General features: G+C 65.4%; 21 protein-coding genes. 9 read left to right on the forward strand and 12 right to left on the reverse strand.

The window, feature by feature from the left end:
* The first annotated feature begins 59 nt into the window (after nt 1-59).
* From F9929_RS00685 to aroQ, 5 genes are all read left to right on the forward strand, one after another.
* Nucleotides 60-1193, forward strand: coding sequence for a polysaccharide pyruvyl transferase family protein (locus F9929_RS00685; RefSeq protein WP_193227558.1), 1134 nt, complete (start codon nt 60-62; stop codon nt 1191-1193).
* Nucleotides 1194-1381: 188 nt separating this feature from the next.
* The gene (locus F9929_RS00690; RefSeq protein WP_152044607.1) at nt 1382-3127 is read left to right on the forward strand and encodes a type I secretion system permease/ATPase; all 1746 of its coding nucleotides are present in this window, start codon (nt 1382-1384) and stop codon (nt 3125-3127) included.
* Entirely contained in the window at nt 3124-4446 is a 1323-nt protein-coding gene (locus F9929_RS00695; RefSeq protein WP_152044608.1) for an HlyD family type I secretion periplasmic adaptor subunit, read from the forward strand. The genes F9929_RS00690 and F9929_RS00695 overlap by 4 nt, the downstream gene beginning before the upstream one ends.
* Nucleotides 4443-5717, forward strand: a complete 1275-nt coding sequence (locus tag F9929_RS00700; protein WP_152044609.1) for a glycosyltransferase — start codon at nt 4443-4445, stop codon at nt 5715-5717. The genes F9929_RS00695 and F9929_RS00700 overlap by 4 nt, the downstream gene beginning before the upstream one ends.
* A complete protein-coding gene (aroQ, locus tag F9929_RS00705; protein WP_152044610.1) occupies nt 5714-6154 on the forward strand; it encodes a type II 3-dehydroquinate dehydratase in 441 nt (146 codons plus the stop codon). Before F9929_RS00700 ends, aroQ begins: the two co-directional genes overlap by 4 nt.
* Here aroQ and F9929_RS00710 read toward each other — a convergent pair.
* The 12 genes from F9929_RS00710 to F9929_RS00765 all read right to left on the reverse strand — a co-directional run bounded on the left by F9929_RS00710 (nt 6151) and on the right by F9929_RS00765 (nt 18353).
* The gene (locus tag F9929_RS00710; RefSeq protein ID WP_152044611.1) at nt 6151-6696 is read right to left on the reverse strand and encodes a VOC family protein; all 546 of its coding nucleotides are present in this window, start codon (nt 6694-6696) and stop codon (nt 6151-6153) included. The two genes, aroQ and F9929_RS00710, sit on opposite strands and share 4 nt — an antisense overlap.
* An 88-nt stretch (nt 6697-6784) precedes the next feature.
* Nucleotides 6785-8272 carry a glycerol kinase GlpK gene (gene glpK, locus F9929_RS00715; protein ID WP_152044612.1) on the reverse strand — a complete coding sequence of 496 codons (1488 nt, stop codon included), beginning with the start codon at nt 8270-8272 and terminating at the stop codon, nt 6785-6787.
* Nucleotides 8273-8361: 89 nt separating this feature from the next.
* Nucleotides 8362-10152, reverse strand: coding sequence for an ABC transporter substrate-binding protein (locus tag F9929_RS00720; RefSeq protein ID WP_235918915.1), 1791 nt, complete (start codon nt 10150-10152; stop codon nt 8362-8364).
* Between the two features lie 94 nt (nt 10153-10246).
* Nucleotides 10247-10537 carry a DUF2160 domain-containing protein gene (locus tag F9929_RS00725; protein WP_152044613.1) on the reverse strand — a complete coding sequence of 97 codons (291 nt, stop codon included), beginning with the start codon at nt 10535-10537 and terminating at the stop codon, nt 10247-10249.
* Nucleotides 10538-10540: 3 nt separating this feature from the next.
* Nucleotides 10541-11353 carry a carbohydrate ABC transporter permease gene (locus tag F9929_RS00730; RefSeq protein ID WP_152045181.1) on the reverse strand — a complete coding sequence of 271 codons (813 nt, stop codon included), beginning with the start codon at nt 11351-11353 and terminating at the stop codon, nt 10541-10543.
* Between the two features lie 86 nt (nt 11354-11439).
* A complete protein-coding gene (locus F9929_RS00735; protein ID WP_152044614.1) occupies nt 11440-12327 on the reverse strand; it encodes a carbohydrate ABC transporter permease in 888 nt (295 codons plus the stop codon).
* Entirely contained in the window at nt 12324-13406 is a 1083-nt protein-coding gene (locus F9929_RS00740) for an ABC transporter ATP-binding protein (protein ID WP_152044615.1), read from the reverse strand. Before F9929_RS00740 ends, F9929_RS00735 begins: the two co-directional genes overlap by 4 nt.
* A 12-nt stretch (nt 13407-13418) precedes the next feature.
* Nucleotides 13419-14498: an ABC transporter ATP-binding protein gene (locus tag F9929_RS00745; RefSeq protein ID WP_152044616.1), complete on the reverse strand. Its 1080-nt coding sequence runs from the start codon at nt 14496-14498 to the stop codon at nt 13419-13421.
* Nucleotides 14499-14578: 80 nt separating this feature from the next.
* Nucleotides 14579-16084: a glycerol-3-phosphate dehydrogenase gene (glpD, locus tag F9929_RS00750; protein ID WP_152044617.1), complete on the reverse strand. Its 1506-nt coding sequence runs from the start codon at nt 16082-16084 to the stop codon at nt 14579-14581.
* Nucleotides 16085-16166: 82 nt separating this feature from the next.
* Entirely contained in the window at nt 16167-16952 is a 786-nt protein-coding gene (locus F9929_RS00755; protein WP_152044618.1) for a DeoR/GlpR family DNA-binding transcription regulator, read from the reverse strand.
* 89 nt (nt 16953-17041) lie between these two features.
* Nucleotides 17042-17794: a GntR family transcriptional regulator gene (locus tag F9929_RS00760; protein WP_152044619.1), complete on the reverse strand. Its 753-nt coding sequence runs from the start codon at nt 17792-17794 to the stop codon at nt 17042-17044.
* Nucleotides 17795-18029: 235 nt separating this feature from the next.
* On the reverse strand, nt 18030-18353 hold the full coding sequence (locus F9929_RS00765; RefSeq protein WP_152044620.1) for a hypothetical protein: 324 nt from the start codon (nt 18351-18353) through the stop codon (nt 18030-18032).
* A gap of 39 nt (nt 18354-18392) precedes the next feature.
* Between F9929_RS00765 and F9929_RS00770 the strand changes: the two genes are divergently transcribed.
* The 4 genes from F9929_RS00770 to F9929_RS00785 all read left to right on the forward strand — a co-directional run bounded on the left by F9929_RS00770 (nt 18393) and on the right by F9929_RS00785 (nt 22625).
* Nucleotides 18393-19484, forward strand: coding sequence for an SPL family radical SAM protein (locus tag F9929_RS00770; RefSeq protein WP_152044621.1), 1092 nt, complete (start codon nt 18393-18395; stop codon nt 19482-19484).
* 84 nt (nt 19485-19568) lie between these two features.
* On the forward strand, nt 19569-20621 hold the full coding sequence (locus F9929_RS00775; protein WP_152044622.1) for a DHH family phosphoesterase: 1053 nt from the start codon (nt 19569-19571) through the stop codon (nt 20619-20621).
* Nucleotides 20618-21667 carry a UV DNA damage repair endonuclease UvsE gene (gene uvsE, locus F9929_RS00780; RefSeq protein ID WP_152044623.1) on the forward strand — a complete coding sequence of 350 codons (1050 nt, stop codon included), beginning with the start codon at nt 20618-20620 and terminating at the stop codon, nt 21665-21667. Before F9929_RS00775 ends, uvsE begins: the two co-directional genes overlap by 4 nt.
* Nucleotides 21668-21779: 112 nt before the next feature.
* Entirely contained in the window at nt 21780-22625 is an 846-nt protein-coding gene (locus F9929_RS00785; RefSeq protein ID WP_193227559.1) for an SDR family oxidoreductase, read from the forward strand.
* The last annotated feature ends 3 nt before the right edge of the window (nt 22626-22628 follow it).

The raw sequence follows: 22628 nt of genomic DNA on the forward strand, positions 1-22628 counted from the left end.
TCTGGCTTGAGCCGGCTCACTGAGCCCGGCCGATGCTCCCCGACAAGGTTCCTCGTTCGATGCGCGCAGCACTGGTGAAATATTCGGGACGGCGCTTGAACAAGCACGAGGCCGTCTGGTTCGATATGCCGTTCCGCTCGACGCTGGAAACCTACTACAATACCGGCGATATCTGCGTTTACGACTCCACCCTTCGCATCGTGGACTACGAGGACGGGCATATCCTCAATATCGATGAGCCGGTGACGGAAGAAGCGGTGAAGCGCTTCAAGGCGACTTGCGATTTCGTTCTCCTGCGCGGCTCGAACTACATCCACGAGCACATGGACTGGGGCCATTTTCTCGAATGGATCGAGGCGCTCGACCTGCCGGTGCTCTGCATCGGCGTGGGAGCCCAGGCCGAACAGGAGAGGCCCATCGTCCTGCCGCAGGAAAACCGGCGCGTTTGGCAGGCCATCGCCGACCGCTCGCCGGCTATCGGCGTGCGCGGCGCTTTTTCCGCCGAAACGCTGCACCGCAACGGCATCCACAACATCGAGATCGTCGGCTGCCCCTCCATGTTCCGGGGCCTCGAACGGGAACTGAAGCTGACCCACGCCGCGAACGGCCCGAAGCGCGTCACCTTCTCGCTTCGTCGCGAGGTGGATTCGAACTACGCCGTCGATCCCGCCCGCTTTGCGCTCACGCAGAAGCGCATCATCGCCAAGCTCGCGCTCGTGTCCGACCTTTATCTGTCCTGCCATGGCGAGCCGGAAGAAAAGGCCTTTTTCTTCAAGGCCCCGAAACACATGGAAGCGGCCGCCGCCAAGCTGGTGGCGGAAGGCTGGTTCGACGAAACCACGGGGCGCACGCTTCGTGATCTTTACGAGAGCCGCCTTTATTACGTCGGCGCGCCCGGCGACTACGACGTCTACGCGCCCCAGTTCGACGCCGCGCTCGGCTACCGAGTCCATGCCGTGCTGCCGGCGGTTGCGGTCGGCGTTCCGGGCGTTCTCTTCTCCTACGACACGCGTTCCAAGGAACTGGCCGAGACCTTCGACCTGCCGATCTACACGCCGGAGGAGTTCGAGCGCCAAACGCTGGCCGACGCCTTCGCGCCCTCCCGCTTCAACCGCTTCCAGAGCCTTTTCACCGAGCGCTACGACCGGATGAAGGCCTTTATCGAGAAGAACGGCGTCAAGACGCGGATGTGATCCTTCCCTAACCCGACCTTTACCCGGACCTGTCAAAATCGACGGGAAGGGAGATCGGCATCGCGTCCGGCACTCCCGTGACTGGAAAAGGATGCCGAGCGGGTGCGGGACGGCGCGAAGCACGAGGGCAGCGGAAGGACGGGCGCCATGCGCCGGCCTTCGGGTGCCCGCGCGCGTCGGCAGGCCCCATGAAGCCGATCGCCTCCTCGCCGCTCGTCGCCTTGTTTCGCGACTTCTCCTACGGCTACGCGGCGCTGCTCGGCTTCGGCTTCTTCCTGCCCTTCCTTTACATGGCGATGTCCTTCATCCCCATGGGCATCATGGAGCGCGTCGGCACGAGCCGCAACGCGTCCACGCTCATCACCCTCATCATCATCGCGACCGTCGTCACGGTCACCTACACGCTTCTGGAAGTCGTGCGCGCGGAAGTCCTGGAGCGCATGGGAACGGTGATCGACCAGAAGCTGACGCGCATCTGCTTTGACGCCTTCAACCGCGAGAAGAAGGGCTCGGGCGGCACGCCGGCGCAGGCGCTGGCCGATCTCCACACCACACGCCGCTTCCTGTGCGGCCCCTCGCTCTCGGCCCTGATCGACGCCTTCTGGTCGCCGATCTTCGTGATCGTGATGTTCGTGATCAGCCCGATCTTCGGCGTCCTGATCCTCGCCTTCCTCGCCTTCTTCGGCCTCGCATCGGTCGCCACCCATTATGTCGCGGCGGGGCACATGAAGCACGCCCAGCGCCTCGATATGGAGGCCAACGAATTCGGCCTCGCCGTGGCGCGCAACGCCGAAACGCTGCGCGTCATGGGCATGCTGCCGTTTCTCACCGATCGCTGGTACGCCCTTCACCGCGACGGCCTCGGCTGGCGCGCCGCCGCCCAGCACCGTGCCTCGCGCCTCGGCCTCATCCCGCGCATGGTGCAGAACGGGCAGATGATCATCGTCTACGGGCTCGGCGGCTTCCTGTTTCTCAACAACGAGATCCATATCGGCGTTTTGTTCGTGGTTCTGATGATGATGATGCGCGCGCAGGGGCCGCTGCAGCACATCATCACCAACTGGAGTTCCATCCAGTCCTTCTGGCTCGCCGCCAAGCGCCTCGACGGGCTCTTGCGCTCGGTGGAAGGGGCGACGGCGCATCTGACCCTGCCGGCTCCGCGCGGCAGCCTCGTCGTGTCGCGCCTCGTCGGCGGCCCGCCGGACACGGAAAAGCCGGTGGTCAACGACGTGTCCTTCACGCTCCATCCGGGGCGCATCCTGGGCGTGGTCGGCCCGAGCGGAGCGGGCAAGAGCTGCCTGTCGCGCCTCGTCACCGGCATCTGGAGGCCGAAACGCGGCTCCGTCGTGTTCGGCGAACAGGACCTGTCCCACTGGAACCAGGACGAACTCGGCCGCCATATCGGCTACGTGCCGCAGGACGTGGAATTTCTGCCCGGCACGGTGGCCGAGAACATCGCGCGCTTCGATCCGGCAGCCACCAGCGAGCGGATCATCGCCGCCGTGGAACTCGCCGGCATCCACGACATCGTTCGCACCCTCCCGAACGGCTACGCGACGCGCCTGGGCGTTGGCGGCCATACGCTGTCGGGAGGTCAAAGGCAGCGCCTCGCGCTCGCTCGCGCGGTTTACGGCGAGCCGCGCCTCGTGGTCCTTGACGAGCCGAACTCCAATCTCGACGCGAGCGCCGAGCAGGTGCTCGGCCGCGCCATGCAGGGCCTGCGCGACCGGGGCGCGGCGGTGATCGTCGTGTCGCACCGCATCAGCCTTCTCGGCTTCTGCGACGATCTCCTCGTTCTTCACGAGGGCGCGGTGCAGGCCATCGGTGCGCGCGAGCAGATTTTCAACCGCCTGCCGCGCCTGCGCAATCCCGTGGCCCCGCCCGCGCCGCCGGTTCTGAACCTCGAAGCGGTCGCCGGGGCCGCGATGCGATGAGCGTCGCCCTGACCCTTGCCGAAGCGCCGCCGCTTCGCACCGACTGGCGGGCCTCGCTGCGGCTCGGCTATATCGTCCTTTTCCTGTCGGTCGGGCTCGGCGGCGGCTGGGCGGCCTTCGCCCATGTCGACGCGGCGGTGGTGGTGAACGGCACCTTTGCCGTGGAAACCAACCGCAAGACCGTCCAGCATCTGGAAGGCGGCATCGTTTCCGACATCCTGGTGCGCGACGGCGACCGGGTGGAGGCCGGCCAGACGCTGATCCGCCTCGACACGACGCGCATCGAGGCCGCCGCCGCCAATGCCGCGAAAGCGCTGGCCGGAGCGCTCGCCACGGAAGCGCGCCATACCGCGCAGCGCGACGTGAAGGATTACATGGTCGTGCCGGCGGAAGCCGAGGCGCTCCTCAGCGGCTATGCGCCGGACGCCATCGAGGACAATCACCGCGAGTTCGAGTCGCGCCGGCAGGTCATGGCGGGCTCGATCGAGCTTCTCGAGGCGCAGGCCAAGCAGGCGAAGAACGAGATCGCGCAAACGCGCCTCGATCTCCAATCGGCCGCCGACCAGATGCGAAGCGTCGACAAGGAACTGGCGAGCGTGCGCCCGCTTCTCGCCAAGGGCCTCGTCGCCCTGTCGCGCGTCACGACGCTGGAGCGGCAGAAGGCGCAGTACGAGGGGCAGATCAAGAAAGCGCGCAACGACGCGATCAAGGGTGAGGACAAGATCGCCGAGCTGGAACTCAGAAAGCTCGCGGTGCGGAAAGACTACCAGCAGGAAGCGGCCAACGCGCTGGTGGACACCGGCCGGCAGGTCGCCAACTTCCGCGAACAGCGCCAGGTCGCCCTCGACCAGCTTTCGCGCACCGACATCCGCTCGCCCGTTGCCGGCACCGTGCAGGAAATGCGCGTCTTCACCGTCGGCGGCGTGATCCGGCCGGGCGAGCCGATCTTGGACGTCGTGCCGGAATCTGACGCCCTCGCCATCCGCGCCAAGATCACGCCCACCGACATCGACCGCATCCACGAGGGCATGGCGGTGGATATCAATCTCGGCAACCTCATGAAGTACCGCCGCGAGAAGGTGTCGGGCCGCTTGCGCTTCGTGTCGCGCGACGTGGTGAGCGAAGCAGGCCGCGCGACGCCGCCGGCCTTCACCATCGAGGTCGTTCTCGACCCGGCCTCGATCCCCGAGGACGTGCGGCCGAAGCTCGTCGCCGGCATGGAGGCGACCGTGATCCTGCCGACCAAGGGCCGCACGGTTCTTCAGTACCTCACCGCGCCGATCCTCGAGAATTTCGAGGAATCCTTGCGCGAGCGATGAGAGTTCTCGTGATCGCCCACGGCCATGTCGCCGCCGGCATCGGCGGGGGCGAGCTTGCGGCCGACAACCTGTTTCGCGCGCTGAAAAGCCATCCCGAGGTGCGCGAGGCGCGGCTTCTGGCAAGGGTCTCCGGCGAGGCGACGGGCGGGATCGAGGAGGTGGCCCCGAGCGAGCATCTTTGGCGGCGCTCCACCGCCGACTGGTTTTGGCACGAAGGGGAAGGGAGCCTGGAGCCCTTCCGGCGCTTTCTTGGGCTCACCCGGCCGGATGCCGTCTTTCTGCACCATTTCGCCCATCTCGGGCTCGACATCCTTCCCGAAATCCGCCGCGCCTTGCCGGATGCCCGGATCGTCTTGACGCTCCACGACTTCGCCGCGCTGTGTCATAGCGGCGGGGTGATGACGCGGCCGGGCTTTGCGCGCGTGTCCTGCGGCGATGCTTCCCCGGCGAACTGCCACCGATGCTTTCCCGACCGGCCGGCGGAGGATTTCGCGCGCCGCCGTGCCGCCATCCTCGAACGCTTGGCCCATGTCGACCGCTTCGTCTCGCCATCGCGTTTCGTGAAGGCGCGTCATGCGGGCTGGGGCATCGATCCGGCGCGCATCGCCGTGATCGAGAACGGGCTGGAGCCGATGGCGCGCCTGCCGCGGCCATTGTCGGACGGACGCCTCCATCTCGGCTTCTTCGGTCAGGCGCGTGCCGCCAAGGGACTCGATCTCGCACTCGCCGCGCTTCACCTTCTGCCTTCAAGCGAGCGGGCGCGGCTCCATTTCCACATCCATGCGAGCCGGCTCGAAGCGCAGCCGGTCTGGTATCGGACGCTGGTGGAGCGCCTGCGCGAACCGCTTCTCCGTGAGGGCTGCCTGTCCTGGCCGGGCGCCTACGCGCGGACGGAGGTGGCTCAGCGCATGGCAGGTCTCGACTTCGTGGTCGTCCCTTCGACCTGGGAGGAGAACGCGCCATTTGTCATTCAGGAAGCCTTTGGGGCGCAAGTGCCGGTGATCGGCGCGAACCATGGCGGCATCGCGGAGAAGGTGAGGGACGGCGTGGATGGCCTTCTCTTCGAGCCGCGCGACGCAAAAGCCTTTGCCGCCCTTCTTTCCCGCCTTCTCGCCGAGCCAAAACTGGCGGAACGGCTGGCCGCCGGCATCCGGCCGCCCCAAACCACCGAGGTGATGGGGCAAGCCTATCTCGCGCTCGTCCGCCCGCCCCTTGCCAAGCCCATGCCTTCTGCCTTCATGGCGGGGGCGTCGGAAGGATTGATCGCATGAGCCTCGTTTACGTCCTCAACGGACCGAACCTCAATCTCCTGGGCAAGCGCCAGCCGGAGATCTACGGCTCGGAAACGCTGGCCGACGTGGAGCGCGATTGCCGGGTGCTGGCGGATGAGCTCGGGCTTTCCCTGCGCTTCCACCAGTCGAACCACGAAGGCGAGATCATCGACTGGATTCACGAGGCGCGCGAAGGCGCGGTTGCCATCGTCATCAACCCCGCCGCCTACACGCACACGTCGGTCGCCATCCTCGACGCCTTGAACGCCTTCGAGGGAACGGTGATCGAGGTGCACATCTCCAACGTTCATAAGCGCGAAAGCTTCCGGCACCATTCCTTCGTGTCGCTGCGGGCCGACGGCGTGATCGCGGGGCTCGGCACGGAAGGCTATCGGCTGGCGCTTCGTCGCGTCGCCTCGCTGGCGGCGAAGGCTTAGGCCGGTTCGGAAGCCCGTTCCAGGGCCGGCGGATTTTTGTCGAGAAGGGCGCGGAGATCGAAGGGAGAGCGCGTCATCCTCATGTTCCCTTCCGCGTCGCGCGGCCATGCTTCGCGCGGGCGGTCGACATAGATCTCGATGCCGTTGCCGTCCGGGTCGCTGAAATAGATCGCCTCGGATACGCCGTGGTCGCTTGCGCCCTGCAACTCGACGCCGGCTTGGAGAACGCGGCGCAGCGCGTCGGCGAGGCTCGCATGGTCGGGGTAGAGGATCGCGACGTGGTAAAGGCCCGTCGAGCCGCGCGGCGGGGGCGCGCCGCCTTCGCTTTCCCAGGTGTTGAGGCCGATATGGTGATGGTAGCCGCCGGCCGACACGAAAGCCGCCTGTTTGCCCAGACGCTCGGTCAAGGCGAAGCCGAGGACGCCGCAATAGAAGTCGATCGCCCGCTCCAGATCGGCCACCTTCAAATGGACATGGCCGATGGAAACGCCCGGATGGATCGGGCGGGGCGTCTGGTTCTGGCTCGGCGAACGGCTTGTCATCGCGGGGACCTTCGGTTGGACGGAAACCAAGCTAGTCCCGTGTCCGCCGAATGTCGCCGTTGACGCAGAGTTACCGAAAACCGCCCCGTCAGCGCGACAGCGTGCGCTTCACCGCGTCGGCCCAGCCGGTGAGCTTGCGGCCCCGGTCCACGGCGGACATCTGCGGCGTGAAGCGGCGCTCCAGGTGCCAGCTCGCGGCAAAGCCTTCCATGCCCGGCCAGACGCCCGCCTTGTGGCCCGCGAGCCAGGCCGCGCCGAGCGCGGTGGTTTCCAGAACCACCGGCCTGTCCACCGGGCTGTCGAGGATGTCCGACAGGCGCTGCATGGTCCAGTCGGACGCCACCATGCCGCCATCGACGCGCAACACCATGTCGCCCGAACCCTGCCAGTCGCGGCCCATCGCGCCGAGGAGATCGGCGGTCTGGAAGCAGACGGCCTCCAGCGCCGCGCGCGCGAACTCGTTCGGCCCGGTATTGCGGGTCATGCCGAAGATGGCGCCGCGCGCCTCCGCGTCCCAATGGGGCGCGCCGAGGCCGACAAAGGCGGGAACGAGAAAGATGTCCTGCGCCTCGTCGGCTTCCGCTGCCATCGGCCCGGACTGTTCGGCGCGGTCCATCAGCTTCATCCCGTCGCGCAGCCATTGGACGGCCGCGCCTGCCACGAAGATCGAGCCTTCCAGCGCGTAAGTGCTGACGCCATCGAGGCGATAGGCCACCGTCGACAGGAGGCGGTTCCCCGAATGGCAGCGCGTGGTGCCGGTGTTGAGAACGGCGAAGCAGCCGGTGCCGTAGGTCGATTTCGTCATGCCCGGCTGGAAACAGGCCTGTCCGAGCGTCGCGGCGTGCTGGTCGCCCGCGATGCCGAGGATCGGGATCGCCGCGCCGAAGAGCGAGGGGTCGGTCACGCCGAACTCGGCCGCGCAGTCCTTCACGTCGGGGAGAAGCGCGCGCGGCACGCGGAGGAGGCGGAGAAGCTCGTCGTCCCAGTCGTTGCGCTCGATGTCGAAGAGCATGGTGCGCGCGGCGTTGGTGGCGTCCGTGGCGTGGACGCGCCCGCCCGTCAACCGCCAAAGAAGGAAAGAGTCTACCGTGCCGAAGGCGAGTTCGCCCGCTTCCGCCCTTTTGCGGGCGCCGGGGACGTTGTCGAGAATCCAGGCGATCTTGGTGCCGGAGAAATAGGGATCGATCACGAGGCCGGTCTTGGCGGTGATCACCGCTTCCGCGCCGTCTTCCACGAGACGGCGGCAGGCCTCGCTGGTGCGCCGGTCCTGCCAGACCACGGCATTGTGGATCGCCTCGCCGGTCCGGCGGTCCCAGACGATGGTGGTTTCGCGCTGGTTGGTGATGCCGATCGCGGCGATGTCGCCGGCCGAAAGCGAGGCACTGGCCAGCGCCGAGCGGACCGTCGCGACGACGGAGTTCCAGATGTCCTCCGGGTCGTGCTCCACCCAGCCCGAGCGCGGGAAATGCTGGCGGAATTCCTGCTGACCGATCCCGGAGATGCGGAAGGACCCGTCGAACACGATGGCTCGGCTCGATGTCGTGCCCTGGTCGATCGCGAGGATATAGCCGGCCATCGGAAACTCCTGATCTGAACGCGAAAATGCGGGAGCGATACGAAAAGAGCCGGGATCGCTCCCGGCCCTCCTGTCTTGGATAAGAAGGCTTACTTCGCCGGGGCGGAGGCCGGCGTCGCCGTGCCCGTTTCGCCGCTATTGGCGGCGGCCGGCATGGCGTCGGCCCAGCTCTTCACCAGCTCGTCGTAGTTGACGGTGACCGGCTTTTCCTTCTCGTTCTCCTTCTTGGGCTGGGGCGCCAGCGTGCCGTTCTTCTTGGCCTCGGCGACCCAGTAGTCCATGTCGTGTTCTTCGTTCAGCACCGGACCCTTGTCGCCCTGGACCTTGGCACGTTCCAGGCGCGCCATGACCTTTTCCTGCTCGGCGCAGAGCGAGTCCATGGCTTCCTGCGGGGTCTTGTTGCCGGCTGCCGCATCGCCGATCGCCTGCCACCAGAGCTGCGCGAGCTTCGGATAGTCCGGAACGTTGGTGCCGGTCGGCGACCACTGCTTGCGGGCCGGCGAGCGGTAGAACTCCACGAGACCGCCGAGATTCTTGGCGCGCTCGGTGAAGCTCTTGTCGCGGATGGTGGATTCACGAACGAAGGTCAGGCCGTAATGGCTCTTCTTCACGTCCACCGTCTTGGAGGTGACGAACTGCGCGTAGAGCCAGGCGGCCTTGGCGCGGTCGGTCGGGGTCGACTGCATCAGGAGCCAGGAGCCGACGTCCTGATAGCCGAGCTTCATGCCGTCCTGCCAGTAGACGCCGTGCGGGGAGGGGGCCATGCGCCATTTCGGCGTGCCGTCGGCGTTCACCACAGGCAGGCCCGGCTTCACGGCATCGGCGGTGAAGGCGGTGTACCAGAAGATCTGCTGCGCCACCTCGCCCTGCGCCGGCACCGGGCCGGACTCGGAGAAGTTCATGCCTTGGGCCACGGGCGGGGCGTATTTCTTCAACCATTCGAGATATTTCTCGATGGAGTAGACCGCTGCCGGGCCGTTGGTGTCGCCGCCGCGCGCGACGCATGAGCCGACCGGCTGCGACTTGTCGTTGACGCGAATGCCCCATTCGTCGACCGGCAGCCCGTTCGGAATGCCCTTGTCGCCGTTGCCGGCCATGGAAAGCCAGGCATCGGTGAAGCGCCAGCCGAGCGAGGGATCCTTCTTGCCATAGTCCATATGGCCGAAGACCTTCTTGCCGTCGATTTCGCGGCCGGTGAAGAATTCGGCGATGTCCTCGTAAGCGGACCAGTTGACCGGCACGCCGAGGTCGTAGCCGTATTTGGCCTTGAAGTCGGCCTTGTTCTTCTCGTCGTTGAACCAGTCGTAGCGGAACCAGTAGAGGTTCGCGAATTGCTGGTCGGGAAGCTGGTAGAGCTTCTTGTCGGGGGCCGTGGTGAAGCTCGTGCCGATGTAATCGTCGATGTCGAGCGTCGGGGACGTGACGTCCTTGCCCTCGCCGGACATCCAGTCGGTCAGGTTGCGGACCTGATTGTAGCGCCAATGCGTGCCGATGAGGTCCGAGTCGTTGACATAGGCGTCGTAGATGTTCTCGCCCGACTGCATCTGCGTCTGCAGCTTCTCGATGACGTCGCCCTCGCCGATGAGGTCGTGCGTCACCTTGATGCCGGTGATGGCGGTGAAGGCGGGGGCGAGAACCTTCGACTCGTATTCATGCGTGGTGATGGTCTCGGACACGACCTTGATGTCGAGCCCCGCGAAGGGCTTGGCGGCGTCGATGTACCACTGCATCTCCTTTTCCTGGTCGGCGCGCGACAAGGAGGAGAGGTCCTTGATCTCCGAGTCCAGGAACTTCTTCGCGCCGTCCATGTCGGCGAAGGCGGGTCCTCCCGCCAGCGTCAGCGCGACGAGCGCGGCGGACGCCATCCAATGTTTCTTCATGTGTCTGTCTCCTCCCAGAGAATGTTCGTTGCCGATCGGATGAGGCTGCGGGCGTCGATCGGCCAAGGACGCTGAGGCAGCCGTTGGAACCGCCTCAGACGAAGCGGAAGACGAAAAGGGCGTAGAGGGCGCAGACGCCGAGGCCGATCCAGAGATTGGCGTCCTCGCCGCCGACCCCGACGAAGCCGAGGCAGATGAAGGCCGAGCCGAGCAGCGACAGGAACAGGCGGTCGCCGCGCGTCGTCTCGAAGCGCAGGAGCCCATAGCGCGGCCCCCCGCCCGGCGAGACATATTCCCAAACGCCCATCAGCGCGATCAGAAGGGCGATCGTGACGAAGAAGAGGGCGGTCGGCGTCGTCCAGGCCATCCAGGAAAAATCGGGCATGGTTCAGACCCTCCCCAGGGCGAAGCCCTTGGCGATGTAGTTGCGCACGAACCAGATCACGATCGCGCCGGGAATGATCGTCAGCACGCCGGCGGCGGCGAGAACCCCCCAGTCCATGCCGGCGGCCGAGACGGTACGCGTCATGATCGCGGAGATGGGCTTGGCTTCCGTCACCGTCAGGGTTCTCGCGATCAGGAGTTCCACCCACGAGAACATGAAGCAGAAGAAGGCAGCGACGCCGATGCCGCTCGCGATCAAAGGCATGAAGATCTTGAAGAAGAAACGCGGGAAGGAATAGCCGTCGATATAGGCCGTCTCGTCGATCTCGCGCGGCACGCCGGACATGAAGCCTTCCAGAATCCACACCGCCAGGGGCACGTTGAAGAGGCAGTGCGCGAGTGCGACTGCGATATGCGTGTCGATGAGGCCGAAGGCGGAATAAAGCTGGAAGAAGGGCAGGGCGAACACGGCCGGCGGGGCCATGCGGTTCGTCAGGAGCCAGAAGAACAGATGCTTGTCGCCGAGGAACCGGTAGCGCGAGAAGGCGTAGGCCGCCGGCAAGGCGACCGCCACCGAGATCGCCATGTTCAGGACCACATAGATGATCGAGTTGATGTAGCCGTTGTACCAGGACGGATCGGTGAAGATCGTGGCGTAGTTGGCGAGCGTCGGGTTGGCGGGAAACAGCGTGAAGGCGCCGATGATCTCGCTGTTGGTCTTGAAGCTCATGTTGACGAGCCAGTAGATCGGCAGAAGCAGAAACAGGATGTAGAAGGCCGGGATCAGGGCCTTGGCGCGAAAGCGCCCGGAGGCCATGCGCGAGCGCGCCTTCAACGCGCTTTCGGAATGAAGCGCCGGTGGAAGGGCGCCGGTGGAAGCGCTGAAGTCGGTGGCGCTCATGATCAAGCCTCCCCGTTGCGCGCCGGGCGGTCCGTGCCGGCATTGGTCATGACGGTGTAGAAGACCCAGGACAGAAGAAGAATGATCAGGAAGTAGATCAGGCTCATCGCAGCGGCGGGCCCGAGATCGAACTGGCCAACCGCCATTTTCACGAGGTCGATCGACAGGAAGGTCGTGGAATTGCCCGGTCCCCCGCCCGTCACCACGAAGGGCTCGGTGTAGATCATGAAGCTATCCATGAAGCGCAGGAGAACGGCGATCAGGAGAACGCGGCCCATCTTCGGCAATTGGATGAAGCGGAACACGGCCCAACGCGACGCGCCGTCGATCTTGGCGGCCTGATAATAGGCGTCGGGGATCGACACGAGACCGGCATAGCAAAGGAGCACGACGAGGCTCGTCCAGTGCCAGACATCCATGACGATCAGGGTCGCCCAGGCGTCGAAGGAGTTCTGCACGTAGTTGTAGGGGATGCCGAGGCCCGCCAGCGTGCGGCCGAGAAGGCCGATATCGGTGCGCCCGAAGACCTGCCAGATCGTGCCGACGACGTTCCACGGGATGAGAAGCGGCAGCGCCATCAGAACGAGGCAGACCGGCACCCAGATGCCTTTCTTCGGCATGGCCAGCGCCACGAGAATGCCGAGCGGCACCTCGATGGCGAGAATGATCGCCGAGAAGGCGAGGTTGCGAAGCAGCGCCGAGTGGAAGCGCTCCGAGGTCAGGATCTCGGAGAACCATTCGGTGCCCGCCCAGAAGAACTCGTTGTTGCCGAAGGAATCCTGGACCGAATAGTTCACCACCGTCATCAGCGGGATCACCGCCGAGAAGGCGACGAGGAGGAGAACCGGAAGAACCAGGAACCAGGCCCGGTTGTCGAAGGGCTTGTTCATGCGCGGGTCCTCCCCTCGACCAGCCAGGAATCGGCGTAAAGGTTGAGAGCGCCGGGCGCGAAGGCGATGTCGGATTCTGCCGGGATCGGCATTCCTTCCGGCACGACGGACACGATCTTCTGCCCGTTCAGCTCGGCGCGCACGATGCGCTCCGGCCCGACATCCTCCACGCGGGCAATGGAAACGGGAATGCCCTGCCCACGCGGCACGAGCGACACGAATTCCGGGCGGATGCCGAGTTCGGTCCGCGCGGCGTTCTTCGGCGAACCATCGTGCCCGAAAGGCACGCGCGCGCCGGACACGACGGCCGCGCCCTCTTCCAGCGTGCAGGGCAGGATGTTCATACCGGGCGAGCCGATGAAGTAGCCGACGAAGGTGTGGCGCGGGCGCTCGAACAGTTCCTCGGGCGTCCCGATCTGCACGACCTGCCCGTCATACATCACGACGACCTTGTCGGCGAAGGTCAGCGCCTCGGTCTGGTCGTGCGTGACATAGACCATGGTCATGCGGAACTGGCTGTGCAGTTCCTTCAGCTCCGAACGGAGCTGCCATTTCATGTGCGGGTCGATGACGGTGAGCGGTTCGTCGAACAGGATGGCGTTGACGTCGGAGCGGATGAGGCCGCGCCCGAGCGAGATCTTCTGCTTTTCGTCGGCCGTGAGACCCTGCGCCTTGCGGTTCGCCTTGGCTTCCAGGCCGATGCGACGCAGCATGTCGGCGACGCGGGTCTCGATCTCCTGTGCCGGAACCTTCCGGTTCTTCAAGGGAAAGGCGAGGTTCTGGGCGACCGTCATCGTGTCGTAGATGACGGGAAACTGGAACACCTGCGCGATGTTGCGCCGCTCCGGCGACAGGCGCGTCACGTCCTCCTCGCCGAAGCGGATCGAGCCTTCGGAGGGCGTCAGAAGCCCGGAGATGATGTTGAGAAGCGTCGTCTTCCCGCAGCCCGACGGCCCAAGCAGGGCATAGGCGCCGCCGTCCTCGAAGACGTGGTCGACCTCGCGCAAGGCGTAGTTGCCGGCTTTTGCCAGTTCGGGCGTGTAGGCGTGGCGGATATGGTCGAGGCGAATGCGTGCCATGGGTCCGCTCCTTCAGGCCGCGAGCCGGGACGAAAGGTCGGCCGCCCGTCCATCCGTGTCGAAGATCAGCATGGTCGAGGGGTCGAAATGAAGCTCAACCGGGTCGCCCGGCGAAACGCGGTGGACGCCGGGCACCAGTGCCACGAGCCGCTCGCCCGCGACATCGGCATGAATGAAGCTTTCCGACCCCGTGACCTCGGAGATCACCACCCTTCCACGGATGGTGGCGGTGCCGGGCCGGGTCTTCAGCGACAGGTGATGCGGGCGGATGCCGGCCCGATAGTCGCCGTCGGGAAGGTTCGCGAAACGTCCGGGAACGGCGGTGGCGAAGCCGATCTTTCCCGCCAGCGAGCCCCTCGACTTCGTGAGGCCGACGACGTTCAAGGGCGGGTCGGAGAAGGTCGTCGCCGTCACGATATCGGCCGGGCGGCGATAAACTTCCGCTGTCGGGCCGACCTGCGTGACGCGGCCCTGATTGAGCGTCGCCGTGTTGCCGCCAAGAAGCAGCGCTTCGCTCGGCTCGGTCGTGGCGTAGACGAAGACCGCGCCGGTTTCGGCGAAGATGCGCGGCAGTTCCTCGCGCAGTTCCTCGCGCAGCTTGTAGTCGAGATTGGCGAGCGGTTCGTCGAGAAGAACGAGGTCGGCGCCCTTGACCAAGGCGCGGGCGAGCGCGGTGCGCTGCTGCTGGCCGCCCGACAGGGTGAGCGGCGTGCGCTTCAGATAGGGCTCGAGCTTCATCAAGGCGGCGGCGCGCTTCACCGCCGCGTCGATCTCGGCCGCCGGCTTGCCCGCGACGCGCAAGGGAGAGGCGATGTTCTCGTAGACCGTCATGGACGGGTAGTTGATGAACTGCTGATAGACCATCGCGACGTTGCGCTTGGCCACGGGAAGCCCCGTCACGTCACGTCCGTCGGCGAGAACGCGTCCCGCCGTCGGGCGGTCGAGCCCCGCCATCAGGCGCATCAGGCTGGTCTTGCCCGACAGCGTCGGGCCCAGAAGCACGTTCAGCGACCCGCGCTCGAACGCTAAGGACACGCCGCTGATATGCGTTTCAGCCCCCACGACGCGGGTGACATCGATCAGTTCGAGCACCGAACCCTCCCATTTCCAACGGCATTTCCCGAGATGTCGCGGCATGCCGACAAATCCGGCATCTCCCATCCGCTTCGATATCAGGCCGCGGCCGTTTCCCGCGTCATGTTCACATTTTCCAGATGATTCTCAAGAGCTTGCCGCTCCTGAGCATTGAAGCGCAGACCGAGCTTCGATCGCCGCCACAAAATGTCGTCTGCGCCCGACGCCCATTCCTTCGACACCAGCCAGCGCACCTCGCCTTCGGTGAGGCCGTGGCCGAGATCCTCGCCGAGGCCCCCCGCCACGATCGCCAGCGCGTCGCGGCCATAGGAGCGCGCGAGGCGCGAAACGCTGCGTGGCGACAGGCCGGGCGCGGCGCGGGCGATCTCGGCCTCAATGCTCGCGATGCCTTCCACCGGAAAGTCGCCGCCGGGCAGGGGCTCGTCGCCCGTCCAGGGCCGGCCGCGTGTTCCCAGCCGGTCGCCGATCCGCTCCAGCACTTCTTCCGAGAGCTTGCGATAGGTGGTGATCTTGCCGCCAAAGGCGTTGAGAACCGGAGCCTCGCCCGCGGCCGCGTCGCCCTCGACCTTCAGGACGTAGTCGCGCGTAGCTTCCTGCGCTTTCGAAGCGCCGTCGTCGAAGAGCGGGCGCACGCCCGAAAAGGTCCATACGACATCTTCCGGCGTTATAGGGCGCTCGAAATATTCCGATGCCGCGCGGCAGAGATAGTCGGTTTCCTCCGGCGTGATCCGCACCTCGGACGGCTCGCCCTCGTAGTCGCGATCCGTCGTGCCGATCAGCGTGAAGTCGTCCTCGTAGGGAATCGCGAAGATGATGCGGTTGTCGGCGTTCTGGAAGATATAGGCGCGGTCGTGGTCGAAGAGCTTTTTCGTCACGATGTGCGAGCCCTGCACGAGGCGGATGTTGCGCGCCCGGTTGCGGCCCATCGCGCCTCGGATCACCTCGTCCACCCAGGGGCCCGCGACGTTGACGAGGAAGCGCGCCGTAACGCTGCGCTCCTCGCCGGTCCGGCGGTTCTTGAGGCGGATGCACCAGAGGCCGTTCTCGCGCCGCGCTTCGGTCACTTGCGTGCCCACCATGATGTCGGCGCCCCGCCCCGCCGCATCGCGCGCGTTGAGGACCACGAGCCGCGCATCGTCCACCCGCGCGTCGGAATATTCGAAGCCTTTGGAGAAGTCCTTCTTCAACGGGCTCCCGAGCGGTCCGGAAAGGTCGACGGTGCGGGTGCCCGGCAGTTTCCGCCGGCCGCCGATATGGTCGTAGAGGAACAGGCCGAGGCGCAGGAGCCAGGCGGGCCTCAGGCCCTTGTGGTAGGGCAGCACGAAGCGCAGGGGGCGTACGATATGGGGTGCGATGCGCCACAGCACCTCGCGCTCGCGCAGCGCCTCGCGCACCAGCCGGAACTCGTAGTGCTCCAGATAGCGCAGGCCGCCGTGAATCAGCTTGGTGGACCAGGACGAGGTTCCCGACGCCAGATCGTTCATTTCGGCAAGACCGACCGAATAGCCGCGCCCGGCCGCGTCGCGGGCGATGCCGCAGCCGTTGATGCCTCCACCGATCACGAAGACGTCGTATTGTGACATCGTGCTCCACCCGCTTTCGCATTGCAGCATGAATCGGCTGATTGCGAAATTTGAAGGAAGCGTAACGAAAGTAAAACGAAAGTCAATCGCCGACCGGCGCTTCTTCCTTTTCCGCGACTTCGATGAGGCGGACCTTGGCTTCATGGCAGATGCGCCGAAATTCCGGGCTCGGGCAGCGATCGGTGACGAAAGTGCCGACTTCGCCGATATTGCCGATGCGGATCGAGGCCGTCCGCTCGAATTTCGTGGCGTCGGAGGCGAGAATCGTGTGCCGCGCATTGGCGATGATCGCCTGGGCGACGCGCACCTCGCGATAATCGTAGTCGAGAAGCGTGCCGTCGGGGTCGATGGCGGACACGCCGATAATGGCGAAATCCACCCGGAACTGGCGGATGAAGTCCACCGCCGCTTCCCCGATGATGCCGCCGTCCGAGCGCCGCACTGTGCCCCCCGCGATCACCACCTCGATTTCCGGGTATGGGCGCAGGACCGTCGCGACGTTGATGTTGTTGGTGACGACCATGAGCCCGGTATGGCGGGCAAGCGCCGCCGCGACCGCTTCGGTGGTGGTGCCGATATTGATGCAGACCGACGCCCCGTTGGGGATGAGATCGGCGACGGCGCGCCCGATCGCCGCCTTTTCCGGGGCCGCGATCAGCCGGCGCGCGTCGTATCCGACATTCTCGATGCCGAAGGACAGAACCGCGCCGCCATGGACGCGGGACAGGAGGCGGTGGTCGCAAAGATCGTTCAGGTCCTTGCGGATCGTCTGGACGCTGACCTCGAACCGCTGGGACAGTTCGTCCACCTGAACCCGCCCCTGGCGCCGGGCGAGATCGAGGATCTGGTTCTGTCGGTCCGGCAGCATGACGGTCCTCCTTGGGCGGAGGTCAGTCTAGAACGAAACCGCTTTCCCGAAAAGCGAAACCGGATTGGAGAAAAGCGAAAGGCGGGAGTTCATTCTGCCTCGGCGGAAACGAGCTCGGCCATGAAATCATAGGCGTCGCTGCGGTAAAGCGATCGCGTCATGACCACGGGGCGGCCCTGCGCATCGAAGGCGACGCGCAGCGTCGAAAGCGCGGCCGCGGCCGCCGGCACTTCCAGAAGCGCGGCATCCGCCTCGCCGAGATTGACGGCGCTGATCCGCTGCAGGGCGCGAACCGGCCGGTGGCCGAGATTGTGGAGCGTCTCGTAGAGCGAGCCCTCCACGATCTCGGGGTCGGGCATGATGGAAACGGGAACGCGGCTTCGCTCCACCACGATGGGCAGCGCCTCGGAGCGCCGCATTCGCGCCAGCCGTGCCACCCTGCTGCCCGGCGACAGGGTCAGATGCATCGCCTCCTCCGGGGTGACGGCGCCCACGGCCCGTTCCAGCCAGTGCGAGGTCGTGGAGTTGCCGCGCGCCCGCATATCCTCCGTGAAGGAGGTCAGATGCGACAGGCCTTCCTCGATGCGATGGGGCTGCGGGGCGACAAAGGTACCCGAGCCATGGCGCTGCTGGATCAGTCCCTCGGCGACCAGTCCTTCCAGAGCCTTACGAACGGTGACGCGCGAAACGCCGAGGTTTGCGGCGATCTCGCGCTCCGGTGGCAAGGCCTCCAACGGCTTCAACCGACCGTCCCGCACGGCCTGGCGGATATCTGCTTGAAGACGAAGATATAGTGGACCTTCTTCGAAAGAAGAGCCTTCCAATCCTGAAAGAAACTGCATGCGACGACCGAAAAAACGGGGATCGAACCAAAAGGGGCTGGGTCTAGATAAAGGATGAAACTGAATTTCTTGCTTCGAAAGAACGGCGACACGACGGAAATGATCGTGTTGCCCCTCGGTCCGAAGCAGTTGTACCACGTTACGGTAAATTAAGTGCCGTGGTTACCCCTCGTAGGGGTGAAACACACTTTATTTTTCAATATGCTGAAACCGGCCGCATTCCCTTAGGGAAATCTTAATCTTCGGCGTTGTCGAGCCCCGCGTACCACTCGGCGTAAGGGGTGTTCTCGACGAGGCGCCTGTTGAAGTCCGGGGCGCCGTCCCTCCACCAGACCGGCCCCCTTTCGCCGAGCGCGCGCTTCGCCGCGTCGACCTTTCCCCGCGCTTGTCCAAGCGCCGCCGCCTCGCCCTTGGCGGCCCGCACGGCGCGGCGCGCCTGCATCAGCTCACTCACCAGCCTTTCGCGCGTCTCGGCGGACAGGCTCGGATCGGAAAGTCGCCACAGCCGCCCCCGCACGACGAAATAGCGCCCGTCCGGCGTTCGCGGATGATCGCTCATGGCTCGAACCTTTCCCCCGTCATCCCCATTTATGGAGCCATGAACGTCGCCATTCTCCCGGACGTTGCGGTCCGCTCCCGCTTGTGGCTGCCGCGCCGCGTTCTCATCACCCGTTCGGCCCTCGGCTTCGCGCATGGCCGCGCCATCGCCGAGCGTGCGGCGGGTTTCGGCTTGCCCGTGGAGGAACTGTCCTCCGACCGCCTGCCGCTCGCGCTGCCGGACGATCCGCGCCGCGCTTACGCTGCGGCGAAGGGAACGCTCGCCGTTACCGTCGCCCCGCCGTCCAAGCTGAAGCTGCAGCCCATCGCCCCGTCGGCCGACTGGCGTATGGATCTGGCCGAAGGCTGCCCGGCCCATTGCAACTATTGCTATCTCGCCGGCTCCTTGAAAGGGCCGCCGGTCACGCGTGTCTATGCCAATCTCGACGAGATCCTCGGCAATCTCGATGCCTATGTCGGACAGGGCACCGTCACCTCGCGTCAAGCGGCGCGGGCGGGGGAAGGGACGACCTTCGAGGCCTCCTGCTATACCGATCCGCTGGGCATCGAGCATCTGACAGGCTCGCTTGCCGCCGCGATCGAGCATTTCGGCAGGTGGCGGGGCGACACGCAGCTTCGCTTCACCACCAAGTTCGCCGGTGTCGAGCCGCTTCTCCGCCTCCCGCACAACGGCCGCACCCGCGTGCGATTTTCCCTGAACCCCGCCGCCTATGGCCGGTTCGAAGGCGGCACGAGCCCGGTTGAAGCGCGTCTTGCCGCTATGCGGCAGATGGCGGAAGCGGGCTATCCGGTGGGCTTGACGATCGCGCCCATCATCCTGGCGGAGGGCTGGCGCGAGGCCTATGGCGGGCTCTTGGCAGAGATCGCCGCCGCGCTCGACGGCGCACCGGACCCGGACCTGACCGTGGAACTCATCACCCACCGTTTCACCGAGGGCTCCAAAGCCGTCCTGACCTCCTGGTATCCGGGTTCGTCCCTCGACATGAGCGATCGCAACCGGACGGAAAAGCGCACCAAATTCGGCTCGGTGAAGCATGTCTACGACCGCCCGACCATGGTCGAAGCGAGGGCCTTCTTCGAGCGTGAGATCGCCTCGATCCTGCCGAAAGCCCGCATCCTCTACTGGACCTGAGACAATCCTCCACGTTCGCCTCGCGGATCGAATCCGCCGTCTCCGAGTTGCCCAGCCACTGATGGATGGGAAGGCAGGGCGCGCGTGGCGGGACAAGGCATTCAAAAACCGCAAGTCTTCGCAAAAGCCATCGAGGCTTTCGGCAGGAACCCGCTGATCGTCTGCCACAACGATGCGGACGGCCTTTCCGCCGGCGTGATCCTGAAGAAGGCCCTGGAGCGCCGGGGCATGGTTCCTGCCATCCGCATCGTCGGGAAAGGCGAGAACGCTTATTCGGAAGAATTTCAGGCCGAACTGGCGAAGGGCACCCATGAAGGGCTGATCCTCACCGATGTCGGAACCTCGGCGAAGCTCAGCGTGACGGGGCCGGCCGTGATCATCGACCATCACGTTCCGACGGGCCTCCCGGACGGGGCGACGGTGATCTCAGGGATCGAGGACCAGCCGATCCCGACCTCCAGCCTTCTCGCCTATCGCTGCGCGCAAAGCGCCGGGGCGGCAGACGGCCTCTTATGGCTCGCCGCGATCGGCATCATCGGCGACATGGCCGAGAATGACGGCTTTGCCGAAATGGAAGCGGCCAGGGCCTTCGGCATCACGGCGCTCCGCAAGGCCGCCTCGCTCGTCAACGCGCCGCGCCGTTCGGCCAGCGGCGACGCTTCGCCCGCCTTCGCGCTTCTCGAAAAGGCGGACGGACCAAAGGCGGTCCTGTCCGGCGAGCATCCCGAGACCGAAGAGCTTCTCGCCGCCAAGGCGGAAGTGAACCGTGATCTGGAGGCGGCGCGCAAGATCGGTCCGAAGATCGTCGGTGATGTCGCGGTGATCCGCTTCCATTCGCCCTGCCAGATCCATCCGCTCGTCGCGCAGGCCTGGCGCGGGCGCTTGAAGGACAAGATCGTGATCGCGGTGAATGGGGGTTACCGGCCGGGCTGGGTGCATTTCGCCGCCCGCACCGCAACGAACCGCGACCTCATCGCCTTTTTCGCCGAGCATCGCCCGCCGGGGGCGGGGGAGCAATACGGCAACGGCCATCGCGCGGCCTCGGGCGGCGCTCTCCACATCGATGACTGGAACCAGTTCGTCCGTTCGGTCGGCTTTGGTCCCGATCTGGAAATCCACGAAAAGGCAGCCGCATGAATTCCCGTGTTTCGCGTCTCGGCTTTCCGGTGAAGGTGATGGCGAGGGACGACCTGAAGAGCAACGACGCCCGCCGCGCGGCGAGCGATCCGCATCTGAAGGTCTCGCTCGGCTATCTCGACGCCATTCTCGACCATCTCGATAAGCACGACATCCGCATGTACCGCATGTCCTCCGACATCGCGCCCTACGCGACCCATCCCGACATGCCGCAGTTCCACGACATGGTGAAGCAAAGCGCGGCCGATCTCGCCGCTTTCGGCAAGAAGGCGAAAGCGCTCGACATCCGCCTGTCCTTCCACCCGTCCCAGTTCGTGGTGCTGAACAGCTCCGACCCGGACCTCGTGAAGAAGAGCGTCTGGGACCTCGCCTCGCAGGCCGAGATGCTGGACCTCATGGAACTCGGGCCGGAAGCGGTAATGGTGATCCATGTCGGCGGCACCTATGGCGACGTTCCCGCCAGCCGCGCCCGCTGGGTGGAGACCTGGAAGACGCTGCCCGAGCCGGTGCGCCGTCGTCTCGTGCTGGAACACGACGACCTGCGCTTTTCCGCCGCCGATGTCCTGTGGATTCACGAGCATACGGGCGTTCGCCTGATCTTCGACTACCAGCATTTCTGGTGCCTCAATCCCGACCGCGCCGATCTTCGCGACACCTTGTCCCGCATCCTCAAAAGCTGGCCGGAGGATCAGCAGCCGAAGATCCACTTCTCCTCGCCGCGCACGGAGCTTCGCGAACAGATCAGGGTCGACAAGAAGACCAAGAAGAAGACCACCGTCCACGTCGCGCCGGTCTTCACGGGGCATGCCGATTTCTGCAACCCGTTCGAGTTCGCGACCTTCATGCGCGTCGCCGAAGGGCTCGACTTCGACGTGATGCTGGAAGCCAAGGCCAAGGATCTCGCCCTGACGCGCCTTCGCCCCGATCTCCTGCGCTACGCGCCGGATGTCGCCGCGCGCTTTGGCTTGAAGCCATCGGAAGCGGGCGAACTGGAAGCCGAGGAAAACGAGGTTCTGGAAGAGGTGGAGGTGGCGGGCGGCGCTTGAGCGGGTTTTCTCAGCCGCCGATCCAAGCGGGGCAGGAGGGATAGGAACATCGTCCGCACCCGCCCATTCCCCACCCGACGCGGCCACGCCGCCGATTCAGAAGGAACCACCGATGTCCCAGTTTCCCCCGCAGCATCAGGACCATTCGCCGGGCCGCGAGCACGAGATGTCGCCGGCGCCCGATTATGCGCCGATCTATCCCGGCTCCGGGCGTTTGAAGAACAAGGTCGCGATCGTCACCGGCGGCGATTCCGGCATCGGCCGCGCCGTTGCGGTTCTTTATGCCCGCGAGGGCGCCGATGTCGCGATCCTTTATCTGGAAGAGGACAAGGACGCCGAGGACACGAAGAAGGCGGTCGAGGCCGAGGGCGCCAAGGCGCTTCTGATCCGGGGCGACGTGCGCCAGAAAAGCTTCTGCCTCGACGCGGTGAAGAAAACCGTGGCCGAGTTCGGCAAGCTCGACATCCTCGTCAACAACGCCGCCTATCAGGAAGAGAACGAGGACCTGCGCGACCTTACCGAGGAATCGCTTCGCCGCACTTTCGAGACCAATATCTACGGCTATTTCTTCATGTTGCAGGCGGCGCTGGACCACCTGAAGGAAGGCGCGGCCATCGTGATGACCACCTCGGTCAATTCGTTCAAGGGCAACGACACGCTGATCGACTATTCGGCCACCAAGGGCGCGATCACGGCCTTGGTGCGCTCCATGGCGCAGAACCTCGTGGAGAAGAAGATCCGCGTCAACGGCGTCGCGCCGGGTCCGATCTGGACGCCCTTCATCCCCGATACGATGCCGGCGGAAAAGGTGAAGGAGTTCGGCTCCCAGGTGCCGATGAAGCGCGCCGGCCAGCCGAACGAGGTCGCGCCGTCCTTCCTCTTCCTTGCCTGCGAGGACTCGTCCTATATCACGGGTCAGGTCCTGCATCCGAACGGCGGCACGATCGTCGGCGGCTGAACC

It is taken from the genome of Aureimonas psammosilenae (genome assembly GCF_009176975.1).
Classification (GTDB): Bacteria; Pseudomonadota; Alphaproteobacteria; order Rhizobiales; family Rhizobiaceae; genus Plantimonas; species Plantimonas psammosilenae.

Coding starts and splice junctions, on each gene's coding strand:
- F9929_RS00685 (WP_193227558.1), top strand. CDS start 60: ATGCGCGCAGCACTGGTGAAATATTCGGGACGGCGCTTGAACAAGCAC.
- uvsE (WP_152044623.1), top strand. CDS start 20,618: ATGAATTCCCGTGTTTCGCGTCTCGGCTTTCCGGTGAAGGTGATGGCG.
- F9929_RS00740 (WP_152044615.1), bottom strand. CDS start 13,406: ATGGCACGCATTCGCCTCGACCATATCCGCCACGCCTACACGCCCGAA.
- F9929_RS00710 (WP_152044611.1), bottom strand. CDS start 6,696: ATGACAAGCCGTTCGCCGAGCCAGAACCAGACGCCCCGCCCGATCCAT.
- F9929_RS00720 (WP_235918915.1), bottom strand. CDS start 10,152: ATGAAGAAACATTGGATGGCGTCCGCCGCGCTCGTCGCGCTGACGCTG.
- glpD (WP_152044617.1), bottom strand. CDS start 16,084: ATGTCACAATACGACGTCTTCGTGATCGGTGGAGGCATCAACGGCTGC.
- F9929_RS00765 (WP_152044620.1), bottom strand. CDS start 18,353: ATGAGCGATCATCCGCGAACGCCGGACGGGCGCTATTTCGTCGTGCGG.
- aroQ (WP_152044610.1), top strand. CDS start 5,714: ATGAGCCTCGTTTACGTCCTCAACGGACCGAACCTCAATCTCCTGGGC.
- F9929_RS00730 (WP_152045181.1), bottom strand. CDS start 11,353: ATGGCCTCCGGGCGCTTTCGCGCCAAGGCCCTGATCCCGGCCTTCTAC.
- glpK (WP_152044612.1), bottom strand. CDS start 8,272: ATGGCCGGCTATATCCTCGCGATCGACCAGGGCACGACATCGAGCCGA.
- F9929_RS00725 (WP_152044613.1), bottom strand. CDS start 10,537: ATGCCCGATTTTTCCTGGATGGCCTGGACGACGCCGACCGCCCTCTTC.
- F9929_RS00770 (WP_152044621.1), top strand. CDS start 18,393: ATGAACGTCGCCATTCTCCCGGACGTTGCGGTCCGCTCCCGCTTGTGG.
- F9929_RS00785 (WP_193227559.1), top strand. CDS start 21,780: ATGTCCCAGTTTCCCCCGCAGCATCAGGACCATTCGCCGGGCCGCGAG.
- F9929_RS00760 (WP_152044619.1), bottom strand. CDS start 17,794: ATGCAGTTTCTTTCAGGATTGGAAGGCTCTTCTTTCGAAGAAGGTCCA.
- F9929_RS00690 (WP_152044607.1), top strand. CDS start 1,382: ATGAAGCCGATCGCCTCCTCGCCGCTCGTCGCCTTGTTTCGCGACTTC.
- F9929_RS00755 (WP_152044618.1), bottom strand. CDS start 16,952: ATGCTGCCGGACCGACAGAACCAGATCCTCGATCTCGCCCGGCGCCAG.
- F9929_RS00695 (WP_152044608.1), top strand. CDS start 3,124: ATGAGCGTCGCCCTGACCCTTGCCGAAGCGCCGCCGCTTCGCACCGAC.
- F9929_RS00735 (WP_152044614.1), bottom strand. CDS start 12,327: ATGAACAAGCCCTTCGACAACCGGGCCTGGTTCCTGGTTCTTCCGGTT.
- F9929_RS00700 (WP_152044609.1), top strand. CDS start 4,443: ATGAGAGTTCTCGTGATCGCCCACGGCCATGTCGCCGCCGGCATCGGC.